At 65.9% G+C, this 25,826-nt stretch carries 24 protein-coding genes and 1 pseudogene; 9 read left to right on the top strand and 16 right to left on the bottom strand.

The features are described 5' to 3' along the window. Window positions 1-10 precede the first annotated feature (10 nt). The 6 genes from LL962_RS18970 to cmk all read right to left on the bottom strand — a co-directional run bounded on the left by LL962_RS18970 (window position 11) and on the right by cmk (window position 5,717). Entirely contained in the window at window positions 11-985 is a 975-nt protein-coding gene (locus LL962_RS18970) for an MraY family glycosyltransferase (protein WP_104587006.1), read from the bottom strand. 223 nt (window positions 986-1,208) lie between these two features. Next, window positions 1,209-2,387: a lipopolysaccharide assembly protein LapB gene (gene lapB, locus LL962_RS18965; RefSeq protein WP_104587005.1), complete on the bottom strand. Its 1,179-nt coding sequence runs from the start codon at window positions 2,385-2,387 to the stop codon at window positions 1,209-1,211. Between the two features lie 6 nt (window positions 2,388-2,393). Continuing rightward, a complete protein-coding gene (locus tag LL962_RS18960; RefSeq protein ID WP_104587004.1) occupies window positions 2,394-2,699 on the bottom strand; it encodes a lipopolysaccharide assembly protein LapA domain-containing protein in 306 nt (101 codons plus the stop codon). A 67-nt stretch (window positions 2,700-2,766) separates the two neighbouring features. Further along, window positions 2,767-3,078 (bottom strand): integration host factor subunit beta, encoded by a 312-nt coding sequence (locus LL962_RS18955; protein WP_104587003.1) that lies wholly within the window; start codon window positions 3,076-3,078, stop codon window positions 2,767-2,769. A gap of 87 nt (window positions 3,079-3,165) precedes the next feature. Beyond that, on the bottom strand, window positions 3,166-4,851 hold the full coding sequence (rpsA, locus tag LL962_RS18950) for a 30S ribosomal protein S1 (RefSeq protein WP_104544102.1): 1,686 nt from the start codon (window positions 4,849-4,851) through the stop codon (window positions 3,166-3,168). Between the two features lie 182 nt (window positions 4,852-5,033). Continuing rightward, window positions 5,034-5,717, bottom strand: coding sequence for a (d)CMP kinase (gene cmk, locus LL962_RS18945; RefSeq protein WP_104587002.1), 684 nt, complete (start codon window positions 5,715-5,717; stop codon window positions 5,034-5,036). 174 nt (window positions 5,718-5,891) lie between these two features. Here cmk and ykgO point away from each other — a divergent pair, with 174 nt between their 5' ends. From ykgO to LL962_RS18915, 6 genes are all read left to right on the top strand, one after another. Continuing rightward, entirely contained in the window at window positions 5,892-6,017 is a 126-nt protein-coding gene (gene ykgO / locus LL962_RS18940; RefSeq protein ID WP_005913193.1) for a type B 50S ribosomal protein L36, read from the top strand. Between the two features lie 209 nt (window positions 6,018-6,226). Further along, window positions 6,227-6,568: a hypothetical protein gene (locus LL962_RS18935; RefSeq protein ID WP_104587001.1), complete on the top strand. Its 342-nt coding sequence runs from the start codon at window positions 6,227-6,229 to the stop codon at window positions 6,566-6,568. A 213-nt stretch (window positions 6,569-6,781) separates the two neighbouring features. Continuing rightward, entirely contained in the window at window positions 6,782-7,816 is a 1,035-nt protein-coding gene (locus LL962_RS18930; RefSeq protein WP_228318036.1) for an agmatine deiminase family protein, read from the top strand. A 75-nt stretch (window positions 7,817-7,891) separates the two neighbouring features. Beyond that, window positions 7,892-8,776 carry a carbon-nitrogen hydrolase gene (locus tag LL962_RS18925; protein ID WP_228318034.1) on the top strand — a complete coding sequence of 295 codons (885 nt, stop codon included), beginning with the start codon at window positions 7,892-7,894 and terminating at the stop codon, window positions 8,774-8,776. Between the two features lie 4 nt (window positions 8,777-8,780). Beyond that, entirely contained in the window at window positions 8,781-9,308 is a 528-nt protein-coding gene (locus LL962_RS18920) for a GNAT family N-acetyltransferase (protein WP_228318032.1), read from the top strand. Continuing rightward, entirely contained in the window at window positions 9,301-10,533 is a 1,233-nt protein-coding gene (locus LL962_RS18915; RefSeq protein WP_228318031.1) for a TraB/GumN family protein, read from the top strand. The genes LL962_RS18920 and LL962_RS18915 overlap by 8 nt, the downstream gene beginning before the upstream one ends. Before the next feature lie 109 nt (window positions 10,534-10,642). Here the strand turns inward: LL962_RS18915 and LL962_RS18910 are convergent, their stop codons facing one another. The 10 genes and pseudogenes from LL962_RS18910 to LL962_RS18865 all read right to left on the bottom strand — a co-directional run bounded on the left by LL962_RS18910 (window position 10,643) and on the right by LL962_RS18865 (window position 21,880). Then, on the bottom strand, window positions 10,643-11,437 hold the full coding sequence (locus tag LL962_RS18910) for an endonuclease/exonuclease/phosphatase family protein (protein WP_230429250.1): 795 nt from the start codon (window positions 11,435-11,437) through the stop codon (window positions 10,643-10,645). A 164-nt stretch (window positions 11,438-11,601) separates the two neighbouring features. Continuing rightward, entirely contained in the window at window positions 11,602-14,736 is a 3,135-nt protein-coding gene (locus tag LL962_RS18905) for a discoidin domain-containing protein (RefSeq protein ID WP_228318029.1), read from the bottom strand. 26 nt (window positions 14,737-14,762) lie between these two features. After that, window positions 14,763-15,599, bottom strand: a complete 837-nt coding sequence (locus tag LL962_RS18900; protein WP_228318028.1) for a carbohydrate ABC transporter permease — start codon at window positions 15,597-15,599, stop codon at window positions 14,763-14,765. Beyond that, on the bottom strand, window positions 15,596-16,480 hold the full coding sequence (locus tag LL962_RS18895; RefSeq protein WP_104586994.1) for a carbohydrate ABC transporter permease: 885 nt from the start codon (window positions 16,478-16,480) through the stop codon (window positions 15,596-15,598). The genes LL962_RS18900 and LL962_RS18895 overlap by 4 nt, the downstream gene beginning before the upstream one ends. Next, a complete protein-coding gene (locus tag LL962_RS18890) occupies window positions 16,477-17,832 on the bottom strand; it encodes a sugar ABC transporter substrate-binding protein (protein WP_228318027.1) in 1,356 nt (451 codons plus the stop codon). The genes LL962_RS18895 and LL962_RS18890 overlap by 4 nt, the downstream gene beginning before the upstream one ends. A gap of 3 nt (window positions 17,833-17,835) precedes the next feature. Beyond that, window positions 17,836-19,473, bottom strand: a complete 1,638-nt coding sequence (locus LL962_RS18885; protein WP_228318026.1) for a glucoamylase family protein — start codon at window positions 19,471-19,473, stop codon at window positions 17,836-17,838. A 101-nt stretch (window positions 19,474-19,574) separates the two neighbouring features. After that, window positions 19,575-19,814, bottom strand: a pseudogene (locus LL962_RS18880) (hypothetical protein); the annotation flags it as partial. An 87-nt stretch (window positions 19,815-19,901) separates the two neighbouring features. Next, window positions 19,902-20,930, bottom strand: coding sequence for a LacI family DNA-binding transcriptional regulator (locus LL962_RS18875; RefSeq protein WP_228318041.1), 1,029 nt, complete (start codon window positions 20,928-20,930; stop codon window positions 19,902-19,904). Between the two features lie 384 nt (window positions 20,931-21,314). Then, entirely contained in the window at window positions 21,315-21,584 is a 270-nt protein-coding gene (locus tag LL962_RS18870; RefSeq protein WP_228318025.1) for a BolA family protein, read from the bottom strand. Further along, entirely contained in the window at window positions 21,581-21,880 is a 300-nt protein-coding gene (locus LL962_RS18865; protein ID WP_228318040.1) for a YciI family protein, read from the bottom strand. Before LL962_RS18865 ends, LL962_RS18870 begins: the two co-directional genes overlap by 4 nt. 368 nt (window positions 21,881-22,248) lie before the next feature. Here LL962_RS18865 and LL962_RS18860 point away from each other — a divergent pair, with 368 nt between their 5' ends. From LL962_RS18860 to LL962_RS18850, 3 genes are all read left to right on the top strand, one after another. After that, on the top strand, window positions 22,249-23,154 hold the full coding sequence (locus tag LL962_RS18860) for a segregation and condensation protein A (protein ID WP_104586989.1): 906 nt from the start codon (window positions 22,249-22,251) through the stop codon (window positions 23,152-23,154). 13 nt (window positions 23,155-23,167) lie between these two features. Continuing rightward, window positions 23,168-24,313 carry an SMC-Scp complex subunit ScpB gene (gene scpB / locus LL962_RS18855; RefSeq protein WP_441004885.1) on the top strand — a complete coding sequence of 382 codons (1,146 nt, stop codon included), beginning with the start codon at window positions 23,168-23,170 and terminating at the stop codon, window positions 24,311-24,313. Then, window positions 24,306-25,826, top strand: a 1,521-nt coding sequence (locus LL962_RS18850) for a pseudouridine synthase (protein ID WP_228318023.1), incomplete at its 3' end; no start/stop codon positions are given. The genes scpB and LL962_RS18850, both read left to right, overlap by 8 nt.

The following is a 25,826-nucleotide window of genomic DNA, read 5'->3' as shown; positions in this document are numbered from 1 at the left end:
AATCCATGACTCAATAATCGCGCAGGCCATTGCGCAGAAGGTGCCAGATCGCTGTGGCCGCCAGGCCCCAGCTCAGGGCCGCAAGCCATTGCAGCCACAACGGGTCATGACGAAGTACCACGTACAAGCTGAGCGCCGCCAGGCTGAAGGCGAAATAAGCGGCGGTTACCGGAACATGGTTTGCGAAACGACGCGCAAGACGTTGGTAAACGTGCTGCGCATGCGGTTCCCACCAGCGTTGCCGGGCGAGCATGCGAGACAATAGCGTGAAGCCGGCGTCTACAAGAAATGCAGACAAGGGCAGCCAGCCGATCCACCAGCCGGCCTGCCCTTCCACCACGCCGAGCGCGAGCAGCGCGGCCAGGATGTAGCCCAGCGCACCACTGCCGCCGTCGCCCAGAAAGATGCGCGCACGCGGAAAGTTGAAGGGCAGAAAGCCCAGGCAGGACGCCGCCACCGCCAGACCTGCCCACGACCAGGGCGCCGGGACAGCGGCGGCGAATGCCAATGCCGCCAATGCGGCCTGGCTGGCCGCCAGCCCATTGATGCCGTCCATGAAATTCCAGACGTTGATCAACACCACCGACGCCAGCGCACCAAGGACGCCATCCCAGGCGTTACCGCTGTAGCGCGCGATCAACAGCCCCAGCGAGGCGGAGGCGGCCATATGGATGAGCAGACGCAGCCTGGCCGATAGTGGGCGGTGATCGTCCCACCAACCGACACCGGCGACCAGCACCAGCCCGGCGGCGAACCAGATCACGATCGGGCGCGCGGCCGGCCAGAGCGCGCACGCCGCCCCGCATCCCGCAAGAACGGCTGCCACGATCGCCATGCCGCCGCCGCGCGGTGTGGCGACGGCATGGCTGCGGCGCTCACCGGGCTGATCGAGCAGGCGACGACGCAGTGCATAGCCACGCAGGAGCCAGGTGCCCAGCGCCGCGGCGATCAGGTGCGACGCACACCACAGCCAGAGTTCCGACATCAGCGCGCCCGGTGACCGATCGGGCGCGAAGCGCTGCCGCGATGCGCATCCAGCAACGACAACGGCACCCGGATGCCTCGCCATGCGCCTGCCGAAGGCCAGAATACGGTAGCGTACGGATCGCCAGCCAGATGCCCTGACACGTGTCGCCGCCGCATGCGATGCGCCCGCAACCGCAGCCCGGTGCCCGGGCATGCGCGCCCTTGAGGAAAGATCGACACCGTTACACCACCGCGTAATTCAACAGCGGCTTGACCGTGCCCCACTCCTTGCAGCTCGGGCATTGCCAGTGGTGGGTCTTGGCGCCGAAGCCGCAGCGGGTGCACCGATAGCTGGGATTGCGCACCAGCAACTGATCGGTGATGTGCTTGAGATCGTTCAAGGTGCCGACCGGGTCGCTGCCCTCGGCCAAGGTCAGGTCGATCAGTGCGGACTCTCCGCGCACCGATGGCCGATCCTTGAGCTGACGGCTCAGATAGGCCAATGCCGGCGCGACGCCGTCCTGCGCTTCCATCAGCTGGGTCAGCGCCAGCACCGGCGCGATCCCGCGATAGTGTTCGGTCATTTCCGACAGGAAGTTGCGCGCACCGGCGATGTCGCCAACCCGGCGATAGGCCGCCATCAGGGCGGGGATGATCTCCGGCAGATACTCCGGGTCGTGCCGCGCGGCGCGCTCGAAAGCACGCACGGCAGCCTCGTCGTGTCCACGCTCGGCTTCGATGCGCCCTTCCAGAATGCCGGCACGCACCGATGTGCCATCGGCCTGGTAGGCACGCCGGATCGCGAGCAAGGCGTCGTCGGGCTTGCCGAGGCCGCGGTAACGGTCGGCCAGTTCGCATTCGAACTGCGAGATCAGCTTGCCCATCGGCTCGCCGGTGACTTCCTCGTAGCGGGTGGCGTTGTCGATCGCCTTTTCCCAGTCGCGCTCGGCCTGGTAGATGCCGATCAGATGCCGCAGCGCCTGCGGCGCGCGCTGGTCCAGCTGGGCGAGTTCGGTGAACACGGTTTCGGCGCGATCGAGCAGGCCGGACTTCATGTAGTCCTCGCCCAGCGCCAGCAAGGCCTGCACCCGCTGCTGGTCGGTCAGGTCGGCACGCTGCACCAGGCCCTGGTGCAGGCGAATGGCGCGATCCACCTCGCCGCGGCGCCGGAACAGGTGCCCGAGCGCAACCTGCGTCTCGAAAGTCTCCTTATCCAGCTCGGCGATATGCAGAAACAGCTCGATGGCCTTGTCCGGCTGCTCGTTGAGCAGATAGTTCAGACCACGGAAATAGGTGCTGGAGAGGCGGCTGACCTGGGTATCGCCGTGGCGCTGGCCACCGCGACGGCCGACGACCCAGCCGCTCAAGGCCGCCAGCGGCAAAAACAGGAAGAACCAGAACCACTCGGTCAGGAAGTCCATACGTGCTTACAGTCCATCGAGAGGGCGCGGCTCGACGGCGGCGGGCGCAACTGGCCCGGCATCGGCACGACTGACCGCAACCGCCTTGTTGGCCTGGCGCAGTCTGGAATAAAGGGGAATGACCACACTGACCAGCACCATGCCGGCGCCGATCAACACGCCGACCAGCAACGCGACGATGATCGCGACTCCGGACGTCGTATGCACACTGGAGAACAGGAAGTCGAGCGTGACGTCCTGAGAATTGACCGCCCCGACGATCAGGCCGACCAGCAGGAACGCCAACATCACCAGCAAGCGAAACACCTTCATCGCGAGACTCCGTCGGGAAGGGAATTAGCTTAACCGAGACAGGATAAACGTAGCGGTAGAGCGTACCTCAGTCCGCCGCATCGGCCAGATCGACCGGAACCACCGAGCTGACCCGCTCGCGCAACTCCTTGCCCGGCTTGAAATGCGGGACATGCTTGCCCGGCAACGCCACCGATTCGCCGGTCTTGGGATTACGACCCAAGCGTGGCGGGCGGTAATGCAGCGAGAAGCTGCCGAACCCGCGAATTTCGATCCGATCGCCCTCGGAGAGCGCCTGCCCCATCATTTCCAGCAGCGACTTGACTGCCAGGTCCACGTCGTCCGACTTCAGATGCGCTTGGCGTCGTGCCAGGATTTCAATCAATTCGGACTTGGTCATGGGAAGAGTTGCTTTTTCGACTGACACATCGGAATCGGCCCGGGCAAGCCCGGGCCGATCCATCACGCTCGCTAGAGCGCTACGCGCTTACTCGGACTTGTTGTTGTTCAACTGCGCGCGCAGCAACGCACCCAGCTGAGTCATGCCGCCCGACGCAGCGGAGGACTGGTATTCCTCCAGCGTTTCGCGCATTTCGGCATCGTCCTTGGCCTTGATCGACAGCTGCAGGGTGCGGCCCTTGCGGTCCATGCCCACGAACTTGGCTTCGATCTTGTCGCCGACCTTCAGGTGCTGGGTCGCATCGTCGACGCGCTCGTTGGCGATGTCGCGTGCAGCCACATAGCCTTCGATGCCATCGGCCAGATCGATCGTGGCGCCCTTGGCATCCACTTCACGCACCGTGCCTTCGACCTTCGAACCCTTCGGGTTGGACGCCATGTACTGACCGAACGGGTCCTGCTCCAGCTGCTTGACGCCCAGGCTGATGCGCTCGCGCTCCGGGTCCACTGCCAGCACCACGGCTTCCAGGGTGTCGCCCTTCTTGTAGTTGCGCACGACGTCTTCGCCGGTGGTGTTCCAGCTGATGTCGGACAGGTGGACCAGGCCGTCGATGCCGCCGTCCAGACCGATGAAGATGCCGAAGTCGGTGATCGACTTGATCTGACCGGACACCTTGTCGTTCTTCTTGTGGGTGGCAGCGAAGGTTTCCCACGGATTGGCGGCAACCTGCTTCATGCCCAGCGAGATGCGGCGACGCTCTTCATCGACGTCCAGCACCATCACTTCGACTTCGTCACCGACCTGCACGACCTTGGACGGATTGACGTTCTTGTTGGTCCAGTCCATTTCCGACACGTGCACCAGGCCTTCGACGCCCGGCTCGATCTCGACGAACGCGCCGTAATCGGTGACGTTGGAGACCTTGCCGAACACGCGGCTGTTGGCCGGGTAACGACGGGCGATGTTGTCCCACGGATCTTCGCCCAGCTGCTTCAGGCCGAGGCTGACGCGGTTACGCTCGCGGTCGAACTTCAGCACGCGCACGTCGAGCTCGTCGCCGACGTTGACCACTTCGGACGGATGGCGCACGCGCTTCCAGGCCATGTCGGTGATGTGCAGCAGGCCGTCGATGCCACCCAGGTCCACGAACGCGCCGTAGTCGGTCAGGTTCTTGACGACGCCCTTCAGGATCGCGCCTTCCTGCAGCTTGTCCATCAGCTGCTCGCGCTCTTCCGAGTGCTCGCTTTCGACTACTGCACGGCGGGACACGACCACATTGTTGCGCTTGCGGTCCAGCTTGATCAGCTTGAACTCGAGTTCCTTGCCTTCCAGGTAGGCCGGGTCGCGCACCGGGCGCACATCCACCAGCGAACCGGGCAGGAACGCGCGGACATCCTTGATGTCCACGGTGAAACCACCCTTGACCTTGCCGCTGATGCGGCCGGTGATGGTTTCGTTCTTCTCCAACGCTTCTTCCAGCTCGTCCCACACCATCGCGCGCTTGGCCTTTTCGCGCGACAACACGGTCTCGCCGAAGCCGTTTTCGATGGAGTCCAGCGCGACCTTGACCTGGTCGCCCACGCCCACATCGATCTCGCCAGCGTCGTTACGGAACTGCTCGATCGGCACGATGCCTTCGGACTTCAGGCCAGCATTGATCACCACCACGTCGCCGCGCACTTCCACGACGGTACCGGTGACGATGGAGCCCGGCTTCAGCTTCGCCAGATTGGCTTGACTGGCTTCGAACAGTTCTGCAAAAGATTCTGTCATTTGAATTTACTCAGTTGAACACACGGGCGCCGATCGTCGGATTGCGACAGAGACGGACCGCCCAGCCTGTTGGTCGACCCCAACCACGGGTCGGATTGGAAGGAATAGAACCGCCACGCAGGATGCGTAACGGAGCTTTGGAACGCCTTACGGTTGGCGGGACAGGCCCGCTTGCGGAACGCTTACGACGACGTGCGGTCGGATAACACGCCGAGCACACGCTGGACGACATCCTCGATCCCGATTCCGCTGGTATCGATCAGCACGGCGTCTTCGGCCGGCCGCAATGGCGCCACCACCCGCTGCGCATCCCTGGCATCCCGGGCCATGATCTCGCGCAGCAGGTCGTCAAAGATAACCGAAACACCCTTTTCCATCAACTGCTTATGGCGACGGCCCGCACGTTCTTCGGCACTGGCGGTCAGAAACACCTTGAAGGCGGCGTCGGGGAAGATCACCGTGCCCATATCGCGGCCGTCGGCGACCAGCCCGGGAGCACGCCTGAATGCGCGCTGGCGCTCTTTCAGTGCGCTGCGAACCTCGGGAATGGCGGCAATGGCCGAGGCCAGCGCCCCGGTGGTTTCCAGGCGCAATTCACTGGTGGCATCCACCCCGTTGACCAACACCCGCAGCCCCGCCTCGCCAGCATCGTCGAACTCCACCCGGGTATCGAAGGTGCAGCGCACCAGAGCCGCCGGGTCGGACACGTCCAGGTCGGCCCAGCTCGCCGCCACGCCGACGGCGCGGTAGAGTGCGCCCGAATCGAGATAGTGCCAGCCCAGCCGGGCGGCGACGATTCGGCTGACCGTGCCCTTGCCGGCGCCGGAGGGGCCATCGATGGTGAGGACGGGCGACAGGTCGGTCATTCAGGTTTCCGGAAGGGCATCAGGCGGTAGTGTAACGCCGCTCGCTGCGATTGCGTTGCAACCACTTGAAAGCACGACGAAAAGCCGGTTAGAATCGCCGGCTTCATTGCGAGTGCACCCTCGAACCGTGGGCACTCTTCCCATCGAATCCAACCGCTTACACCGAGGTGTGCCATGAAAGTCCTGTCCTCCCTGAAGTCTGCGAAGACCCGTCACCGCGACTGCAAGGTGGTCCGCCGCCGCGGCAAGGTCTTCGTGATCTGCAAGTCGAACCCGCGTTTCAAGGCGCGTCAGCGCTGAGCCTTCGCGGCGCGTGCCAGACCCGAGAAAGCCGCCTCCGGGCGGTTTTTTCTTGGTCGTTGCCTTGCTGCAGGCCATCGCGCCCGCGTCCGCTGCGAGCGCCACACCTGCCTGGATGACAGGCACGCCCGGGTGCTGCGCGACCGGCGCGGGCCATGGTTTTTTGCTGTAATCGCCACTCGAATCTTGTCCACTGGGGAGTAGATGACATGCGCAACCGTTTGTTTGTGATGCCGCCGATCGTGCTGACAATCGCGTTGATGGGGATCAGCGCCGTCGCTTCGGCCGAAACGCTGCTGATCGACCGCGTCCAGCAAAAACCTGCCGCTGCCCTGCCCTTGCGCGGCGACAGCATGAGCCAGGTCGAAAGCCGTTACGGCGCGCCGCAGGAAAAGCTGGATCCGCGCGGCGGCCAGAAGCGTCAGTGGCCGACGATCCATCGCTGGGTGTACCCGGCGTTCACCGTGTACTTCGAGAAGAGCAAGGTGATCGACGTGGTGGCCAATCAGGCCGACGCCAACGAGATCGGGCCGAAGCCGCCGATCAAGTGATCGCGCGCCTGCGCCGCCACGTGCAGCGCAGGCCGGACCGCCACGCAAGCCGCGAGCGCCGTGCCCGTCAGCAACCGGACACGTCCTGCTGCGAATCTGCACCAAGGCCTGACGCGCGAGCGTGTGTCAGGATCGCAAGAGCCTGCACCGGGTGCAGGGTATCGACACACCTCCGGGCCGCGGTCCGGACACCAAGATGAGTATCTGCCAGGCATGACCGACCGTCTCCGCTTTCCCGCCGAATGGGAACCTCAATCCGCTGTATTGCTCGCGTGGCCGCACGCCGGGACCGATTGGGCCGAACGCCTGGCCGATGTGGAAGAGACCTACATCGCGCTGGTCACGGCGATCGCCCGCTTCGAGCCGGTGATCATCTGCGTGGCAGACGACGACTTGCAGATCTACGCCGAGGCGCGGCTGCGTTCGGCACGGCTGGACATGACGCGCGTACGCTTCGTGGTGGCGGCCTACAACGACACCTGGCTGCGCGATTCCGGCCCGATCACCCTGCGTCAGGATGGTGGCTTCCGGCTGATGGATTTCCGCTTCACCGGTTGGGGCGGCAAGTTCGAGGCCAGCCTGGACGATCAGCTGGTGAGTTCACTGGATGCGGCGCAGGTCTTCGTGCCCGCGCCGGTGCAGACGGTGGATTTCGCCCTGGAAGGCGGCGCGATCGAGACCGACGGCGCCGGCACCTTGCTGACCACCTGGAAATGCCTGCACGAGCGCCATCCGCAACGCAGCCGCGCATCGCTGAGCAGCGACCTGGCCGCGTGGCTGGCACAGGACCGCGTGCTGTGGCTGGACCATGGCTACCTGGAGGGCGACGACACCGACGCGCACATCGATACGCTGGCACGCTTCGCCGGTCCGGATGCCATCGTCTACCAGGGCTGCGATGCGCCTGGCGATTCGCACTACGCCGAGCTGCAGGCGATGGGCAACGAACTGGCGGCCTTGCGCAAGGCCGACGGGCAACCGTACCGGCTGTTCGTGCTGCCATGGGCGCAGCCGATTCTCGACCAGGGCCGGCGCCTGGCGGCGTCGTACGCCAACTTCCTGATCGTCAACGGCGCAGTGCTGATGCCGGCGTATGGCGATGCCGCCGACGCCGCTGCGCAGGCCGTGCTGGCCGAAGCGTTCCCGCAGCACGAAATCGTGCCGGTGCCGTGCCGCGCGCTGATCTGGCAGAACGGCAGCCTGCACTGCCTGACCATGCAGTTGCCCGCCGGCCTGCTGGCCGCCTGAGTTACCGTCCCGGCCGGCAGGCCGGCATTACGCCAGGGCGCGCTACCTTAGTGCGCCACCCAGTTGGACGTTTCCATGACCCGTCATTCCCTTTCCGTCGCGCTGATCCAGGAGCGCAACCACGGCGATGCCGAGGCCAATCTGGCCGTGATCGAGGCACGCGTGGCCGAAGCCGCCGCGCAAGGCGCCAAGCTGGTGCTGCTGCAGGAACTGCACAACGGTGCGTACTTCTGTCAGCACGAGTCGGTGGAGGAATTCAATCTGGCCGAGCCCATTCCCGGCCCGAGCACCGAGCGTCTGAGCGCGCTGGCCAGACAGCACGGCGTGGTGCTGGTGGCCTCGCTGTTCGAGCGCCGCGCCGCCGGCCTCTACCACAACACCGCCGTGGTGTTCGAAAAGGACGGCCGGCTGCTCGGCAAGTACCGCAAGATGCACATCCCCGACGACCCGGGGTTCTACGAGAAGTTCTATTTCACCCCTGGCGACCTGGGCTTTACGCCGATCGACACCTCGGTCGGCCGCCTGGGCGTGCTTGTCTGCTGGGATCAGTGGTACCCGGAAGCGGCGCGCCTGATGGCGCTGGCCGGCGCCGAGCTGCTGCTCTACCCCACCGCGATCGGCTGGGACCCGGACGACCAGCAGCCCGAACAGGAACGCCAGCGCGATGCGTGGATCCTGAGCCATCGCGGGCACGCGGTCGCCAACGGGGTGCCGGTGCTGTCGTGCAACCGCGTCGGCCACGAGCCTTCGCCGCTGGGCGCATCCGGCATCCAGTTCTGGGGCAACAGCCACGTGCTGGGACCGCAGGGCGAATTCATCGCCGAAGCCGGCCAGGAGCCGACGGTGCTGATCTGCGATGTGGATCTGCAGCGCAGCGAACAGGTACGTCGCATCTGGCCGTTCCTGCGCGATCGCCGCATCGATGCGTACGGCGATCTGCTCAAGCGCTACATCGACTGATCGCATGCCCGTCGCGCTGCGTGCGGTCCGCGATGCGGATATTCCGGCGATCACCGCGATCTATGCGGAGCAGATCGCCGGGTGCAATACCTATGAGTACGCGATACCGTCGAGCGAACAGATGCATGCGCGTATGCGCGCGATCGTGGACGCCGGCTACCCGTATCTGGTTGCCGAAGCCGACGGCGTGGTTGCTGGGTATGCGTATGCGAGCGCGTTCCGGGCACGTGCTGGCTATCGCTGGACGGTGGAGAACTCGATCTATCTCGCCGCCGGCATGCAAGGCCGCGGGATCGGCAAGGCCCTGCTGGGCGAGCTGATCGCCCTATGCGAGCAACGCGGCTACCGGCAGATGATCGCGGTGATCGGCGATGCCGAAAACCGTGCCTCGCTGCGCCTGCATGAACGTTTTGGATTCCGCATGGTCGGAGTCTTTACCGGTATCGGTCGCAAGCATGGTCGCTGGCTGGATGGCGTGCAGATGCAGCGCCAGCTCGGCTCCGGCGACACCACCCCTCCTTCTGATGAATGACCCCATGACCGAGCAGCTCCCCCACAGTCTGGACGATGCGCTTTCCGGCCAGCCTCATCGCATCGTCGAGCGCGATGGCGTGCGCTATACCTTGCTGGGCACCGCGCATGTATCGCTGGCCAGCGTGGCTGCGGTGCAGCGGGCGATCGGCAGCGGCCGCTACGACGCCGTCGCGGTGGAACTGGATGCGCAGCGCCTGCAGGCGTTGAGCGACCCGGACGCGCTAGCGCGTCTGGATCTGGTGCAGGTGATCCGCAAGGGGCGCGTGGCCTTGTTCGCGGCGAATCTGGCCCTGGCCGCGTATCAGCGGCGCCTGGCCAAGCAACTCGGCATCGAGCCGGGCGCGGAGTTGAAGGAGGCGGTCAGCCTGGCACGCGCGCAGGGCCTGCCGGTGCACCTGATCGATCGCGAGGTCGGCCTTACCTTCAAGCGTGCCTCCGGCCGGCTGGGTTTCTTCGGCAAGATGAAACTGGCCGGCGGCCTGCTTGGCGGGCTGTTCGCGGCCGACGAAGTCGGCGAAGAGGAGATCGAAAAGCTCAAGCAGGGCGACATGCTGGAAGCGAGCTTCGGTGATTTCGCCAGCGAAAGCCCGGAGTTGTACGAAACGGTGATCGCCGAGCGCGATCGCTACATGGCCACGCGCCTGCGCGAGGAAGCCGATCCCGACCAGCGCGAAGTGCTGGCCGTGGTCGGTGCCGGACATCTGGCAGGGCTTGCGCGACATCTGGAACAGGACACCGAGGCACCGGGCCCGCTACGCGAGTCGCTGGAACACGTGCAGCAGCGCAAGCGTATCCCGTGGATCACGCTCGGCATCCTGGCGGTCATCATCGCCGGCATCGCGGTCGGCTTCTGGCGCGGCGGCCTGAGCATGGGCGCAGACCTGTTGCTGCAATGGGCGATGTATACCGGCGGCATGGCTGCGTTGGGCTGCCTGCTGGCTGGCAGCCACCCGCTGAGCATCCTCACCGCTGCATTGGTCGCTCCATTCAAGCCGTTCCGTCTGAGCGTGCCGACCGGCGCCTTCGCGGCGCTGGTCGAAGTGCATATGCGCAAGCCGGCGTACGGCGACTTCCTGACCCTGCGCGACGACGCGCAGACCCTGCGCGGCTGGTACCGCAATCGCGTGTCGCGCGTGGTGCTGACCTTCCTGCTGACCAATGTCGGCAGCATGACCGGCGTATGGCTGGCCGGCGTGCAGATCTTCAATCGCCTGCATGGGTGATCGCTGGATGCGAAGCCCTCTTCTGTAGGAGCGCGCCCAGACGCGACGGGCGTCACCGGTACAGCCCGCCGCGCCCGGGGGCACTCCTACGGCTTGCGGCCAGATGCGGTCAGGGGGCAACGGACTGATCGGCGGCCAGCTGCAGGCGCACCCAGACGCCGTAGTGATCCGACGCCCAACGGCCTTCGGCGTAAGGTGTGTCGAACAAAATGCGCGCTTCGCGTGCGAGCAGGCGGTTCTGCTGGAAGAACACGTGGTCGATGCGCGCGGGTTTGGCGAAGACGTGCGTGTTCAAGGTGCTGACGCTGGCATCACCGTTACGGTGCACGCTGCCGTAACTGTCCCCATAGCTCTTGCGCAGCGCTTCCAGATCCAGCGCATCGGCGGCGGTGTTGAAATCGCCGGCGATCACCACCGGCGCCTGCGCGCTGGTGGTGGCAACGAATTCCAGCAGATCGGCGACCTGACGCGTCCGCGTGGCGGTGCCGTGTGCGTCTGCGCGTTCGTTGAGATGGGTGACATAGACGTTGACCGGCTGGCCCTCGACGTCGACCTGCAAGTGCGCGGCAACGCGATAGTCGTCCAGCGGCTGCAACTGCCGCTGGTGGCGGGCCAGCACCTTGCGCCGGCTGAGCAGCGCATTGCCATAACGCTTGGCCGCGCCAACCGGATCGACCGAGGCGAAGATGAGCTCGTAATCCAGCTTGCGCGCCAGCCAGCCGGCCTGGTTTTCCACGCTGCCGTGCCGCTCGATGACTTCCTGCAGGGCGATCACGTCTGGCGCCAGCCGTTTGAGCTGCTTGGCGATATGCGCGCGACGGCCCGGCCAGTCGTCGCGGTCGTGATGCAGGTTCAGCGTGACCAGGGTCATCTGGCGCACGGGCCCTGCCGGAGTAGATCGCATGCTGATCGGAGGCCGGCCGCCGTCCCGCGCCCGCTCGGTCTCGACCTGCTGCGCCGCCGGAGCAGCCTGTGCCCCCATCGCGCACGCCAGCAACAAGAAACGCGCGGCAAGCTGCTTGCTACCGGCACGCCACTGCCCTGCCCTTGCTGGACAAGGCCTCTGCACTACGGCGACGCCTTCTCGGCCCGCCGTACCGCGCTGGGCACATCGATCTGCACGGCTGCCGGCAGTTGCTGGATGCGTAACTCGCCGTTCTGCCACTCCACCGTTTCGCCGTTGACGCTGGCCTTGCCGGGCTCGCCCTGGTATGGCCAGGCGAAGACCACGCCGCCGGGCGGCATCAGCAGGCCGGGCTGCAACTGCAGCGTCAGCTGCTTCTCCGTGCGCTGCAGACTGTAATTGAGACGCCCATACGGAGTGCGCAATTCGGCAATCGCAATCCCCTTGCCTTCGAACCAGCGCGTCGGCGTGCCGGCGGCGATCACGATGCTCTGATCCGCTTCGCGCGTGTAGGCGAACATGTCCAGTACCGAGCGCACGAAGTCCGATGCCACCCAGGCATGCGGCAGATCGCCGACGAAGAACGGCGTGCGCGGCGTGCGCGACACCACTTCCGCCCACTGGTTCCAGGGCTGGGGCGCACGGTCCTTGAAGAAGAACGTGGTGGCGTCCCAGGCGCGCTCGCGCCAGCCGAGCCGTACGAACGCGGCGACGTTGCGCCACTCGTAGGGGGTGTAGTCCTTCCATTCGCGCTTGCCGTCGCGGCGGTCGGAGAACTCTTTCCAGTAGCGTTCGAAGGTGTTGTTCAACAGCTCCTGCGGCAGCCGCTGCTGTTCGCCGCCCGGTGTCAGCGCGATGGTGGTGGAGGTCGCATCGAAATCGCCGAGCTCGGCCGAGCCGGGCAGGAAATCGAGGGCGTGCTGGCGCACTGCCGCGCCCAGCGAGGCGATCAGGTCGCCGCTGAACTCATCGCGCGCAGCGCCGAAGCGGGCGAGGTCCTCCGGCTTGTCGAGCGCACCGGCCAGCATCGCGGCGTCCTTGTAACCGCGCAGTGCCCAGAAATTGTCCCAATACGAATGCACTGGCTTGGCCGAATAGCCTTCGTGGCTGATCGAGACCGGCATCATTCCGTAGAAGGCCGGATTACGCATGAAATTCTCTTCGGTACGTTCGCTGGCTCGTAGTTTTTCCATGTAGTCGAATGCGCCAGTGACGTGCGGCCACATTTTTTCCAGGAATGGCCTGTCGCCGGTGTAGCGGTAGTACTCGGCGATGTTGTAGATCAGCTCGCCATGGCTGTCGTTCTCCGGCACCGGATCGCTGCCGCGATCGTCCACACAGCACGGCACCATGCCGTCGGCGAATTGGTAGGGAGCGAACCAGTCGACGTAGTCGCGCACCACGTCCTCGCGGCCGAGCCGCAGCAGCCCTTCGGAAATCATCGCGCCATCGCGGATCCAGCTACGCGAATACGAGCGCGTGCCCGGCTGCAGACGCGGCCCGATACGCGAGATCAGCATGTGCGCCAAGGCGGTGCGCAAGGTGTCGACCACCGGCTTGCCTTCGACCGGCACGCTGATGCGTACCCGATCGAGCTTGTTGCGCCATTGCTGTGCCACCTGTCGCTGCGCGGTCTCGGCATCGAAACCGGCCGGCAGTTGCGCCGCACCGGTCTGTGGAATCACCACCGCCACTTCGCGCCGTTGGCCGGGCTCCAGCTTCCAGCGATACAGCAGCACGCCCGAGGCCAGGCCGGTCTCGTCCTTGACCTGGCTGGTGCTGGGCGGTGTTGCGGCGGTGAGATGGCCAACATCCATGCCGCTGTCGAAGGCGCTGGCGAAACCGGCGTCCGGGCGCTGCGCCGCGAACACGCGCGGCCTGCCGTTGACGCTGACCTGGCCGCCGTCCACGGACAGTTGCTCGATGCGGCTGATGCCGCCCAGGGTGTTGAGGAACTGCGATGGCGGGTTGACCTGAAACGGCCGCACCGCCAGCGCCAGGGTGAATTCGCGCGCGTCCTTTCCGGTGTTGTGCAACTGGTAGCGTGCGACCAGCTGCGCCTGCTCCGGCGTGCCTTGCACGAACGCAGTGACGCGCAGGTTCATCAGGTCGTGGTGCCAATCCACGCTAGGGATGGGCAGGTAGTCGTCCTGCAGGCTTTGCTCGCTGCTGACATCGGACCAGTGCAGGACCCTGCCGCCGGTGACCACGAACGGCTCGATGCTGAAACCGCCCTTGCCCACTTCCACCGCGCCGTCTTCGCCGATCAGGCCCTGCTCGGTGCCGCCATCCAGGCCCAGGATGGTCCAGTACGGCTGCTCGCCGGAGAAACCACGCGGATAACTGCCACGCGGCGTCTGCGCAGCCACCGACTTGATGAAGTCGTTGGGCGTGGCCGCGAACGCCAGCGGCTGCACCTGCACTTCCTTGATGCCGTAACGCCAGTTCGGACCGTCCTTGAGGTCGAAGCGGAGATAACGCGCCTCGGTATCGGGCAAGGCCAACCAGTCGGTGCCGCCGGCACCGGCGGTCACCGTGCGCAGGTCGCGCCAGCTACGTCCGTCGCTGGAGGAGCGCACCTGGTATTGCGAAGCCTGCAAGCCTGGTACCCACTGCACCACGGCACCGCCGAATTCGCGCACCTTGCCCAGGTCCAGGGTGACGGTCTGTTGCTTGACCGCGCCGCTGAGCCAGAAGGTGTCCGGCTTGCCGTCCGCCAGGCGCTGTTCCAGTGCCGGCGCGGTGTCGGTGATGGCCTCGGCCTTCAGCGGCGAGGTGTCTTCCGCCGGTAGCGGCGTCAGGGTCAGACGATCGAAGCACACCGTGCCCTTGCCGCCGACCTTGTTATAGATGGTGAATTCCACGTCCGCGCTGCTGCGCAGTTGCTTGTCCGCGCCCGGGCCCCAGGCCTTTTCGATATTGCGCTTGCGGTAGTTGAACGTGGCCCAGTTCTTCGGGAAGTTGAAGCCCGGCCGGTTGACCCACCACACGTTGTCGCCGCTGGCGTCGATCAGCTTGAACTGCAGGTCGTTGGAGGGCGATTCGCCGCGCAGCGCGAACGACATCCGGTAGTTGTCCGGATAGGTGATCGGCAAGGAGCGACGGATGCCGACATAGCCGGACACGCCATTGAAGTTGTAATCCAGGCAGAGCGCGTGTCCGCCAGAAGTGGTGGCTACCGGGCGCAGCGAACCGCTCACCTGGTTGGACACTACCAGTCGCCAGGCGCTGATGTCGTTGAAGCCGTCGAGCACGCGCTCCTGCGCCTGCGCCGCGCCCGAGGCGGCAAGGGCGGTCATCGCAAACAATCGCAGGAACACTGGCTTCACCCCTTCACACTCCCCAGCAGAAGACCTTGGATGTAGTAACGCTGCAGCGCCAGGAACAATAGCAGTACCGGAATCACCGTCACCACCGCACCGGCCATCATCAGTTCCACGTCCATGATGTGCTCGCGCGACAGTGCTGCCAGCGCCACCGGCAAGGTGTACTGCTCCTGGTCGGTGAGCACGATCAGCGGCCACATGAAGTCGTTCCACGAGCCCATGAAGGTGAAGATGGTCAGGGTGACCAGCACCGGCTTGAGCATCGGCAGCACGATCTGGAAGAAGATCCGCAGTTCGCTGGCGCCGTCGATGCGCGCGGCTTCGATCAGTTCGTCGGGGATGCTGCGCGCGTACTGGCGCACGAGGAAGATGCCGAACACGGTGGCCAGCGCCGGCACCACCACCCCGCCGATGCTGTTGACCAGATGCAGCTGCTTCATCAGCAGGAACAACGGCAGCATCGCCACCTGCGCCGGGATCACCAGCGCCGCCATCAGGATCTTGAACAGGCGTTCGCGGCCGACGAAGTGCAGCTTGGCGAAGGCATAACCGGCCATGGTGTTGATCAGCAAGGAGCCGAGCGTGATCAGCCCCGACACCAACAGGCTGTTGGCGAAGTTGCGCGCCATGCCGGTGCGCGCGAACAGCTCGTGATAGTTGGCGGTGGTGAACGACGATGGCAGCAGCGGCGGCGGGAAGCGGCTGGCTTCGCCTGTCGGCATGAACGACACCGACAGCATCCACAGCAGCGGCGCCAGGCTGATCACTGCCAGCAGCACCAGCCCGCCGTTGATCAGCACGGCATTCCAACGCGACTCGCCGACATCACGACTCATATCAAATCCTTCTTGCGGCCGAAGCGCAGCATCACCGTGGTCACCGTCAGGATGATCAGGAACAACAGGAACGCCACGGCCGAGGCGCGGCCGAGGTTCCACCACTTGAAGCCTTCCTCGAACATGAAATACAGCACGCTCACGGTGCTCTGCAGCGGGTCGCCGCGGGTCATCACATAGGGTTCGGCGAACAGCTGGAAGTAGCCGGAAATGGTGATCACGCCGACCACCATCAGCACCGGGCCCAGCATCGGCAAGGTGATGTGCAGGAACTGCTTCCAGCGCGAGGCGCCGTCGATGCGCGCGGCTTCGTACAGGTCCTGCGGAATGGCCTGCAACCCGGCCAGGAAGATCACCATGTTGTAGCCGAAGTTCTTCCACACCGCGAACAGCATGATGGTGGGCATGGCCCAGCGCGGATCGCCCAGCCAGTCGATCGGGGCGATGCCCAGATGGGCCAGACCGAAGTTCACCAGGCCGTACTTGATGTGGAACAGATAGCGCCAGATCACCGCCACCGCCACCAGCGTGGTCACCACCGGGGCGAACAGCGCGGTGCGGAACAAGGCCTTGAAGCGCGAAGCCTTGGCGTTGAGCAGCAGCGCCGCGCCCAGCGACACGCCGATGGACATCGGCACGCCCAGCAACACGAAGTACGTGGTATTCCACAACGACTTCCAGAACAGCGGCGTCTGCAGCAGCTCGATGTAGTTGCCCGGACCGACGAAACGCAGATGGCTGCTGTCGGCCAGCGCGTACAGGTCGAAGTCGGTGACGCTGAGCACCAGCGCGGCCAGTACCGGCACGCCAAAGAACATGCCCAGTACCAGGATCGATGGCGCGGCGAACACCCAGCCGGCGATGGAGGTGCGGCGCATCATCGGGTGGCTCCGGTGGCTCCGGTGGCTCCGGTGGCTCCGGTGGCGGCGGTGGGCGGCATCGCCGCGGCGGCAGGCCCGACATGTCCGCCTTCCTGCTCGAAGATCCAGCGGCGTTTGGCCAGGATGTCGTCCACGCGTTTGTCCAGTTCCTGCACGGCGGCCTCGTGCGATTGACCGCCGCGCACCACTTGCTCGGTCACCAGGCGCATCTCCTGCACGATGCGCTCCCATTCCAGCACCTTGGGCGTGGCCTTGACCCGCTCCAGCTGGTCGCCGAAGGCGCGGGCCAGTTCGTCGTTGGCCAGCGACGGCAGCTGCCAGGTACTGCGCCGCGGCGGCAGGTCGCCGATGATGGCGTGGAAACGCGCCTGTACCTGCGGCTGCGACAGGTATTCGATCAGCTTCCAGCTGGCGTCCTTGTGCCGCGAGGACTTGAAGATGACCAGGCTGGAGCCGCCGGCAATGCCCGCGCCGGGGCCGTTCGGACCGGGCAACGGCGCGGTACCCCACTTGCCTTGCATGCCGGGTGGCTGGCGCAGCTTGAACTCGCGCACATTCCAGGGGCCTGACAGATAGAACGCGTAGTACCCGTTGAAGAATTCGTACCAGACATTGGACACCTGGGTTTCGGAGACCTTCGGCGCCCAGCCGTTCTGGTACATGCCGTCGTAGAACGCCAATGCCTTGCGGAAGCCGGCGCTGCGGAAATTGCCGTAGTTGTCGTGGTCGCGCAGCAGGCGGTCGTCCTGCTGCAACGCGAAGGAGAGCTGCTGCTCGAACTCGTTGAGCGGCATCAGGATCGCATAGCGGTCCGGCCCGACATTGCGCTTGATCGCCGCCATCGCCTGCTCCATGCCGGCCCAGGTCGTGGGCATCGCGTCGTAGCCGGCTTCGCGCAGCAGGTCCTTGCGATAGAACAACAGCCGCGTGTCCACATACCACGGCACCCCATACAGGGTGCCATCGATCACGTTGGTGTCCCACACGCCGGGAAAATAGTCCGCCGGGTCGACGATGCTGGAGCGCGCCACGTACGGCTGCATCGGTTCGAGCGTGTCCAGCAGGGCGAACTCGGGCACCCAGGTGTTGCCCAGTTGGCACACGTCGGGCAGGCCATCGGCGGCGAAGGCGGTCAGCAGTTTCTCGTGCGCCGCGGTCATCGGGATGTTCTGCACGTCGACGCGGATATCCGGATGCTGCTTTTCGAAATCGGCCACCAGTTCGGCGACCACTTCGGCCTCCTTGCCCATGGCCCAGAACCGCACGGTCGTCTGCGCCGGATCGGTGCGGGTGCATCCCGCCACGCCTGCGCACAGGACGGCGGCCATCATCAGCAGGGTCAGGAGGCGCACGGATTACTCGGGTTTGGGGCGTTGCGAGGAATTCTGCCGCTGCGAAGGGTCTTGCTGGGCCTGGGCGGCGGCGGCGCGCGATTCGGCCATGCCCAGCGACCGCGCAGCTGCCCTCTGCTCGTCCTTCTGCGGGAGCGGCTGCGGTTCACCCTCGGGGGTGAGCCAGCCACCGGTGAATCCGGCCCGTTCCAGCCCGCTGCGGACGTAGGCGTTCTTCTTCATCACGTTCCAGACGAATTCGTTCTGATAGTTGGCGATCATCGCCAGAATCGGCCCCTGGTCGATGCCGATGTAGTCGCCCGCCACCCAGCCCCGGTTCGGAATCATGCGCCCGGTCTTGAGCGGGATGTCGTAGTTGAAGCTGGGATTGAATGAATCCAGGAAACCATAGCTGGAGTACAGGAAATCGCCGTAGCGCTTGTGCATCTCCTCGGTTGCAGGAATCACTACTTCCGGTGCGAACACGATCGAGGAGATCGCCGCGGTCGGCGCGATGGTGCCATCGTCGAAGTTCTCGCGCAGGCCGGCGCCGCGCGAGGAATAGTGGCGGAACTGCCGCTGCTCGCCACGGTATTCCTGGCTGGTGTTCTGCGGGCCATCGCCGGCGGTCAGGCCCCACACGTTCTCGCCGTAGTCCTTCCACTTCATCGGATTGTCGATGGCATAGTCGCGCTGGGCCAGCGTGGCGCGCCGACTGTTGAGGAAGTAGTCGATGCCGCGTTCGCGCATGTACTGGTCCTGGATATCGCGGAAGTCGATCCAGACATGGCTGTACTGGTGGCCGAACATCGGGCCGAAAGACAGGTATTCCTGGCCCTGGTATACGCCCCAGTCGTTGTTGTAGGTGCGGGTCCAACTGGTCCAGGCGTCCGGGTCCACCCCGTGGGTGGGCGAACCGAGCGCCAGGATGTACAGCATCATCGCCTCGTTGTAACCCATCCAGTCATGGTTGATGAAGCCGCTCTCGGGGAACCAGCCCATCGAGATCAGCGGCGCACGCTGTTGCAGCCAGCGCCAGTCCACCCGCTTGTACAGCGTGTCGGCGAGCTGGCGGATCTCCTTCTCGCGCGGATCCTCGCCATCGTAATACGACTGCGCGAACAGCACGCCCATCATCAGCAGCGCAGTGTCCACGCTCGACAGCTCGACCCAGCTGTCGTAACGCGCGCCCTGCTGCATGTCCAGAAAGTGGTAATAGAAACCCTTGTAGCCGGCCTTGCCGGTCCGCTGCGGCCCCATGGGCGCATCGCGGAAGAACTTGAGGGTGATCAGGGTGCGGTCCACCGCCTGGTTGCGGCTGATCCAGCCATTCTCGATGCCGATCGGATAGGCCGTCAGCGCGAAGCCGACCGAGGCGATGCTGGCGAACGGGCGCGACGGAAACCGGTCAGGCGACAGCCCATTGACCTCGTTGGTGGTGTCCCAGAAGAACTGGAAGGTACGCCGTTCGATATCGGAAAACAGCGGGGGCAGCGGCGGCTTGACCGGCTTGGGCGGCAATTGCGCCTCGATCAGGATCACTTTGACCGGCGCCTTCTTCTCCGCCACCTTGGGCTCCTCGGCCTGTTTGCAGGACGCCAGCACCAGCACGCTCAGCAAGAATGGAATCGTCAACCAACGCGACGCAGTGCCCCTGTCCATCCGTCCCCCACTTATGTAATCGATTACATTTCGCACACAAACCTACCCTATCCAGACGCCGAGTTCGACCGCCCCGGCGTATGCCCGGGCAGCTGGGGACCTCACCAGTTCAGGCCGAGGGCCCGAGGGAAGGTCCGCATCGGCGATGCCAGCGCTCCGCTCGGAGTGCCATAAGCCGTGTTCAAGCCCCGCAATAGTCCGGTATCGCCGTTGAAGGCGGCGTAATTGCCGCGGGCGATCCCGCCGAGGATATCCTCCCCCACCTTGAATGTGGCACGGCGCCGGTATCGTTCGGGGGCGGCGGCAATGCCGAAGTCCTTGTCGCCGAACGTCCCGTCCGGGGTGGCGCATGGTGTCTCCTGAGAGCTGTCGTGGTGGCGTTGCGGCGTTGCAGGAACGAGCGCCGGGTGGAAAGGACGTCCGAACGGTCATGCACCGGGCGCGCCGGCGCCGCAGGACGCGCGTATTGCCAGTTCGGGCGCAAGCAGCCGGCGGCCGCCATCGTCGTAGTCATGGTCAGGCGCTTCCACCAGCCGCAGCAATCGCGCCATGGCCTGCTCGCCCAGTCGCGCAATGCTGACCCGCATGGTGGTCAGTGCCGGATGGACGAAACGGGCCAGCGGAATGTCGTCGAAGCCGGCCAGTGCGACATCGGCGGGAACGCGGATACCGGCCTGAGCGAAGGCGTACAGGCAGCCGAGCGCCGCCATGTCGTTGGCGGCGAACACCGCATCGGGCAGCGTACCTTCGGCCAGCATCGCCAAACCGGCGCGGTGGCCGGAGGCTTCGTCGAAGTCGCCCGGATACTCGACGCCCTGCGCCTGGCTGCCGGCTGCGGCCATGGCATCGCGGAAGCCGCGCAGGCGCTCGCGCGCGTCGAAGTTCAGGGCCGGCCCCCCGATGAAGGCGATGCGCCGGTGGCCGATACGTAATAGATGCTCGGTCATGGCCACGGCGCCGGCATGGTCGTCGATGCTCAGCACCGGATACCCGCCACCGGGCAGATGGGCATTGATCAGCACCGTCGGCAGGGCCTGCGGCAGGTTGTCGGTCAAAAAACCCGGTTGCTCGGCGTAGGGAGAGAGCACCAGCAGCCCGTCCACCCTGCCGCGCATGGCCCGCAACGCCCTGCCCTGGGCCTCCGGATCGCCGTGATAACTGGACACCAGCAGATGCCGGCCGGCAGCGCGCGCGGCGCCGTCGATGCCGCGGATCAACTCGGAGAAGAATTCGCCGTAGAGATCGGGAAGCACCACCCCCATGGTCTGGGTACACCGGCTGCTCAGGCTGCGGGCGGCGGCATGCGGGCTGTAGCGCAGGCGTCGTGCCACCTGCACGACCTGCTCACGCACCGGGCCGGCCACGTTGTCATGCCCATTGAGCGCGCGCGACACGGTCGCTACGGACACCTGCGCTTCCCTGGCAACGTCTTTGATGGTGACCGCGCCCTTGGCCATCGTGCCGCCCTCTGCGACCGGATTGCTGAAACTGGCGCGGACTGTAAGCGTTTTCATTACCGGGCGTAAACCCCTCTCCTTACGCCGGTGGAAACGCTTACGGATCAAGCGTCTCCCGGTGACGGAGCCGTGAATTGATGTGCTGCGGCGCAACAAATACGTACTCACGTGTCCACAAGCGAAAGGAGACGGTGACCACAATCTGATAGTCCGGTGATGCGCAATCGCAGCGCAGGCGATGGGCTTTGGAAACGGAGAGGCCAAGTCCCCGACTGCCGATACACAACTTGTGTGGCGACGCGGCAGGCGGCGGCAGGCGCTATCGGTCCTGTCCTTGTGCCCTGCTGCAATCGGACCACTGCGATCTGGTCGCGTGGTTGGCGCTTATCCCGCCTCGCCCGGCGCGATCGCCTCGATCGACAAGGCATGGATATCGCTCTGCATCATCTCCCCGACCGCCGCATAGACGGCCCGGTGCCGGGCCAACGGCGGCTTGCCGACGAACGCAGCACTGACCACCCGCACATTGAAATGCCCACGTCCATCGCGGGCGCCGGCGTGGCCGGCATGCCGCTGGCTGTCGTCCACCACGTCCAGTTCGGTGGGCGCCAGCGCCGACTGCAGCGCCGCGCGGATCCGTTCGACCCGGCTCATGGCAGCACCCGCCGGAACGGCCGGACCTCGGTGCGTCCATAGACACCCGCTTCCACATACGGATCGGCGTCGGCCCACGCACGTGCCTGCTCCAGGGCGTCGAATTCGGCGATCACCACGCTGCCGCTGAAGCCGGCCGGACCTGGATCCTCGGCATCGATGGCCGGGCATGGCCCCGCCACCAGCAGCCGCCCGGCTGCTGCCAGCGCCTGCAGGCGCGCCAGATGGGCCGGTCGCGCCTGTTGCCGCGCGGCCAGTGCATCGGCCCGGTCATACCCCTCGATTACGTACCACACACGCCACCTCGCCAAGGACTTGAAGATCACCACGCCAATTCTAGCCGGCGCGGCGCTGGACACCGCCCCCGCGCACGCATTACCCTTGACTGCACTGCCACACGCAGCCGGACGCAGCGGCCCGTCGGCCCAGGCTCAACGCTCTTCCCGACGACCGATTCGCTGCCCAACGCCGGCCCGCGTAGACGACCTCCTCGCTGTTCCGTCGCCGCATGCCATACGGCGCCTGCTTGCATGTGGATTGGCGTATGTAGATGTGTGGGATCGTGCCGGCGCAGGCACGACATTGATCGCAATAACTCAAGGCAAAGCCCTGCAGGCGCGGCTTAAGACCGCGACCGGCGACCGTAAGACCCGATGTCGACCTGATGAATTCCGAACTCGCGCACGCCGCGACTCCGCCAGCCACGAGCGCGCCGCCACAGCAGCAGGAAATGCCGCTGGCGGTGGTGCATGGGCAACCGGTGCTGCAGATCCCGCAGGATCTGTACATCCCGCCGGATGCGCTGGAAGTCATCCTGGATGCGTTCGAAGGTCCGCTGGACCTGCTGCTGTACCTGATCCGCCGGCAGAACCTGGACATCCTGGACATCCCCGTCGCCGAGATCACCCGGCAGTACGTGGACTACATCAATGTCATGCAGGAACTGCGCTTCGAGCTGGCCGCCGAGTATCTGGTGATGGCCGCGATCCTGGCCGAGATCAAATCGCGCATGCTGTTGCCGCGCCCGCCCAGCCAGGAGGGCGAAGAGGAAGACCCGCGCGCCGAACTGGTGCGCCGGCTGCAGGAATACGAACGCTTCAAGCAGGCCGCCGAGGATCTGGACACCTTGCCGCGCATGGGCCGCGACAGCGCGCCGGTGCAGGCGCATCTGCCCGAGCGCGCGGCGGTCAAGCTGCCGCCGCCGGTGGAACTGAAAGAGATGCTGATGGCGCTGTACGACGTGCTCAAACGCGCCGAGCTGTTCACCGGGCATGCGATCAAGCGCGAGGCGCTGAGTGTGCGCCAGCGCATGGGCGATGTGCTCGGCCGCCTGGACGACGGCAAGTTCTACCGTTTCGAATCGCTGTTCACTGCCGAGGAAGGCAAGCTCGGCGTGCTGGTCACCTTCCTGGCGCTGCTCGAATTGGCCAAGGAGCAGTTGCTGGACATCGTGCAGGAAGCGCCGCTGGCGCCGATCTACGTGAAGTCGCTGGCGTTGGGCAATACCAATGCGCCGCTGCAATTCTCCAGCGAATTCGACGACAGCGATGCCGCCAACGAACCCACCTGAAGCCGATCACCGAATGGATCAAGCGCTGATCACCCGCATCATCGAAGCCGCCCTGCTGGCGAGCAGCCAGCCGCTGACGCTGGCGCAGTTGCAGGGGCTGTTTCCCGAGGAAGAGCCGGCGCCGCCCGGCAGCGTCGAACGTGCGCTGGAGCTGTTGCGCGAAGGCTGCGCAGAACGTGGCGTGGAACTGGTCGAAGTGGCCTCCGGCTTCCGCTTCCAGGTCAAGGCCGATGTGCATGGCTGGGTGGCGCGGTTGTGGACCGAGCGCCGTACCAAGTACACCCGGGCCACGCTGGAGACCCTGGCGCTGATCGCCTATCGCCAGCCGATCACCCGCGGCGAGATCGAACAGGTCCGCGGCGTGGCCGTCAGCAGCAACATCATCCAGGCGCTGGAGGAACGCGAGTGGATCCGCGTGGTGGGCCACCGCGACGTTCCCGGCAAGCCTGCGCTGTTCGGCACCACCAGGGGCTTTCTGGATTACTTCGGGCTCAAGCGCCTGGACGAGCTGCCGCCCCTGTCCGAATTGAAGGACATTGCCGAGCTGGACCCGCAACTGCCGCTGGACCGTGACGGCCAGCTGGACGGCGTAGTCCCGGCAGCGGCAGCGATGAGCGCCGACCAGGATGGGACCGATGCCGCCAACGCCGATGCGGCCGATGACGCCGCCGGCGGCGAAACGGCTGCAGATGCCGATGCGGGCGACGCCCCGGCAGCGGCCGACGCCGGCGCCATTTCGGCTGAGTCCACCGCCAACACCGCTGCCCTGGCCGATGAAGAGAACGCCGGCCCCGCCGATAACAACGGCAGCGAGGCAGCCGACGACGTCGAGGGCGGTGCAACCGAGCGCAGCGGCGCCGCGGACCACGCATCCGACACCGACCAGCACGATGCCGGCACCGGCGACGAGCGCGCTGCCGACGATCGCCCCACCGCCACACCGCAACACCCCGAGCCTGACTCGGCGCAGGACCCGAACACGCAAGATCCCGATGCCGCCCGCGAGGGCGACCCCGACACCGCGCCGGGCACGCGCGCGGATGCAGTGAACGAAGACGAAGACAACGCCGTCGCGACGACGACCGTGGCTGTTGACGAAGCCGATTCCGACCCAGAGGCCGACCCGCAACGCGGCGGCCGGAGCCAGACACATGAGTGACACCCCCCGCAAGCTGTCGTTGAACAAGCTCTCCCTAAAGCGCGACAGCGCGCCCGAAGCGCCCAAGCTGGAAGAGCGCCTGCACAAGGTGCTGGCTCAGGCCGGCCTGGGTTCGCGCCGCGCGCTGGAGCAGCGCATCGCCGATGGCCTGATCAAGGTCAATGGCGCCGTCGCGCAGACCGGCATGTCGGTGCGCAGCGGCGACAAGATCGAACTGGACGGGCGCAGCTTCGTGGCCAGTGCGCTGACCGAACCGGCGCGCGTGCTGATTTACAACAAGCCCGAAGGCGAAGTGACCACCCGCGAGGATCCCGAAGGCCGCCCGACCGTGTTCGAGTCGTTGCCGGCACTGAAGGGTTCGCGCTGGATCGCGATCGGCCGCCTGGACATCAACACCACCGGCCTGCTGCTGCTCACCACCGACGGCGAGCTGGCCAACGCGATGATGCACCCCTCCTACGAGGTCGAACGCGAATACGTGGTGCGCGTACGCGCCCCGGAGGACGAGGAAACCGTCTCCGACGCCATCATCGAGCGCCTGTCGCGCGGCGTGCTGCTGGAAGACGGCGGCGCCAAGTTCGACGAGATCGAACGCATCGGCGGCACCGATTCGCACGACTGGTTCCGCGTGGTGGTCAAGGAAGGCCGCAACCGCGAAGTGCGCCGCCTGTGGGAATCGCAGGGCTGCCAGGTCAGCCGCCTCAAGCGCAGCCGCTACGGCAAGATCGCGTTGCCGCGCGAGTTGCTGCGTGGGCAGTCGGTGGAAGTGGCGCAGGACAAGGTCGAGGCCTTGCGCGCCGAGCTCAAGCTGGAAGAAGGCGCCCCCTCGGCGCTGACCCTGCAGCCGGTGATCGGCCAGCGCCGCGCGGCCAAGTCCACCGTGCACGTGGCGCGCGATGGCGGCCGCAGCAATGCCTACGTCAATGGGCAGACCTCCGGTGCCGACGAAGGCCGCGAGCTACGCCGCTTCGACAACTTCCGCGAAGAGCGCAGTGGCCGCGGTCGCGGCAAGTCCGGCGGATTCAAGGGCGGGCTGACCGTCAGTGGCGAGGCGGCGGCCAAGCAGTCGCAGCAGCGTCCGTTCAAGCAACGCGGCCCGGCCAAGGGCGACCGCTCGCTGCCGGAGGGCAACCCGGCCGCGTTCCGCAGTTGGTATGTGCCCGATGGCGTGAGCACCGGCCCCAGCGGCCACCGTAATGCCGGTCCTGGCGGCAACAGCAGCGGCCAGGCCCGTCCTTATGCCAAGAAGGGTCCGGGCGGTGCACGTCCGGGTGCCGGCGGCCAGGGCCGCGGCGGCGCCGGTGGTCAAGGCCAGTCGCAGGGCCAGGGGCAGCGCAAGCATCCCTATGGCCACCCAGGCAACGCGCCGATCTTCCCGTCCGATCACGCCACCCCGGGCTTCAGTCCGTACGGCGCGGCGCGGCCTGCCGGTCGCCCCGGCGGCGGTCGTCCGGGTCCTGGCGGCAACCGTGGCCCGGCATCGGCCAACCGCGGTCCCGGCGGCCCAGGTGGC

It is taken from the genome of Xanthomonas sp. NCPPB 1067, from assembly GCF_020783795.1.
GTDB classification, from domain to species: Bacteria; Pseudomonadota; Gammaproteobacteria; order Xanthomonadales; family Xanthomonadaceae; genus Xanthomonas; species Xanthomonas melonis.
This window is presented reverse-complemented; position numbering and strand designations above follow the sequence as displayed.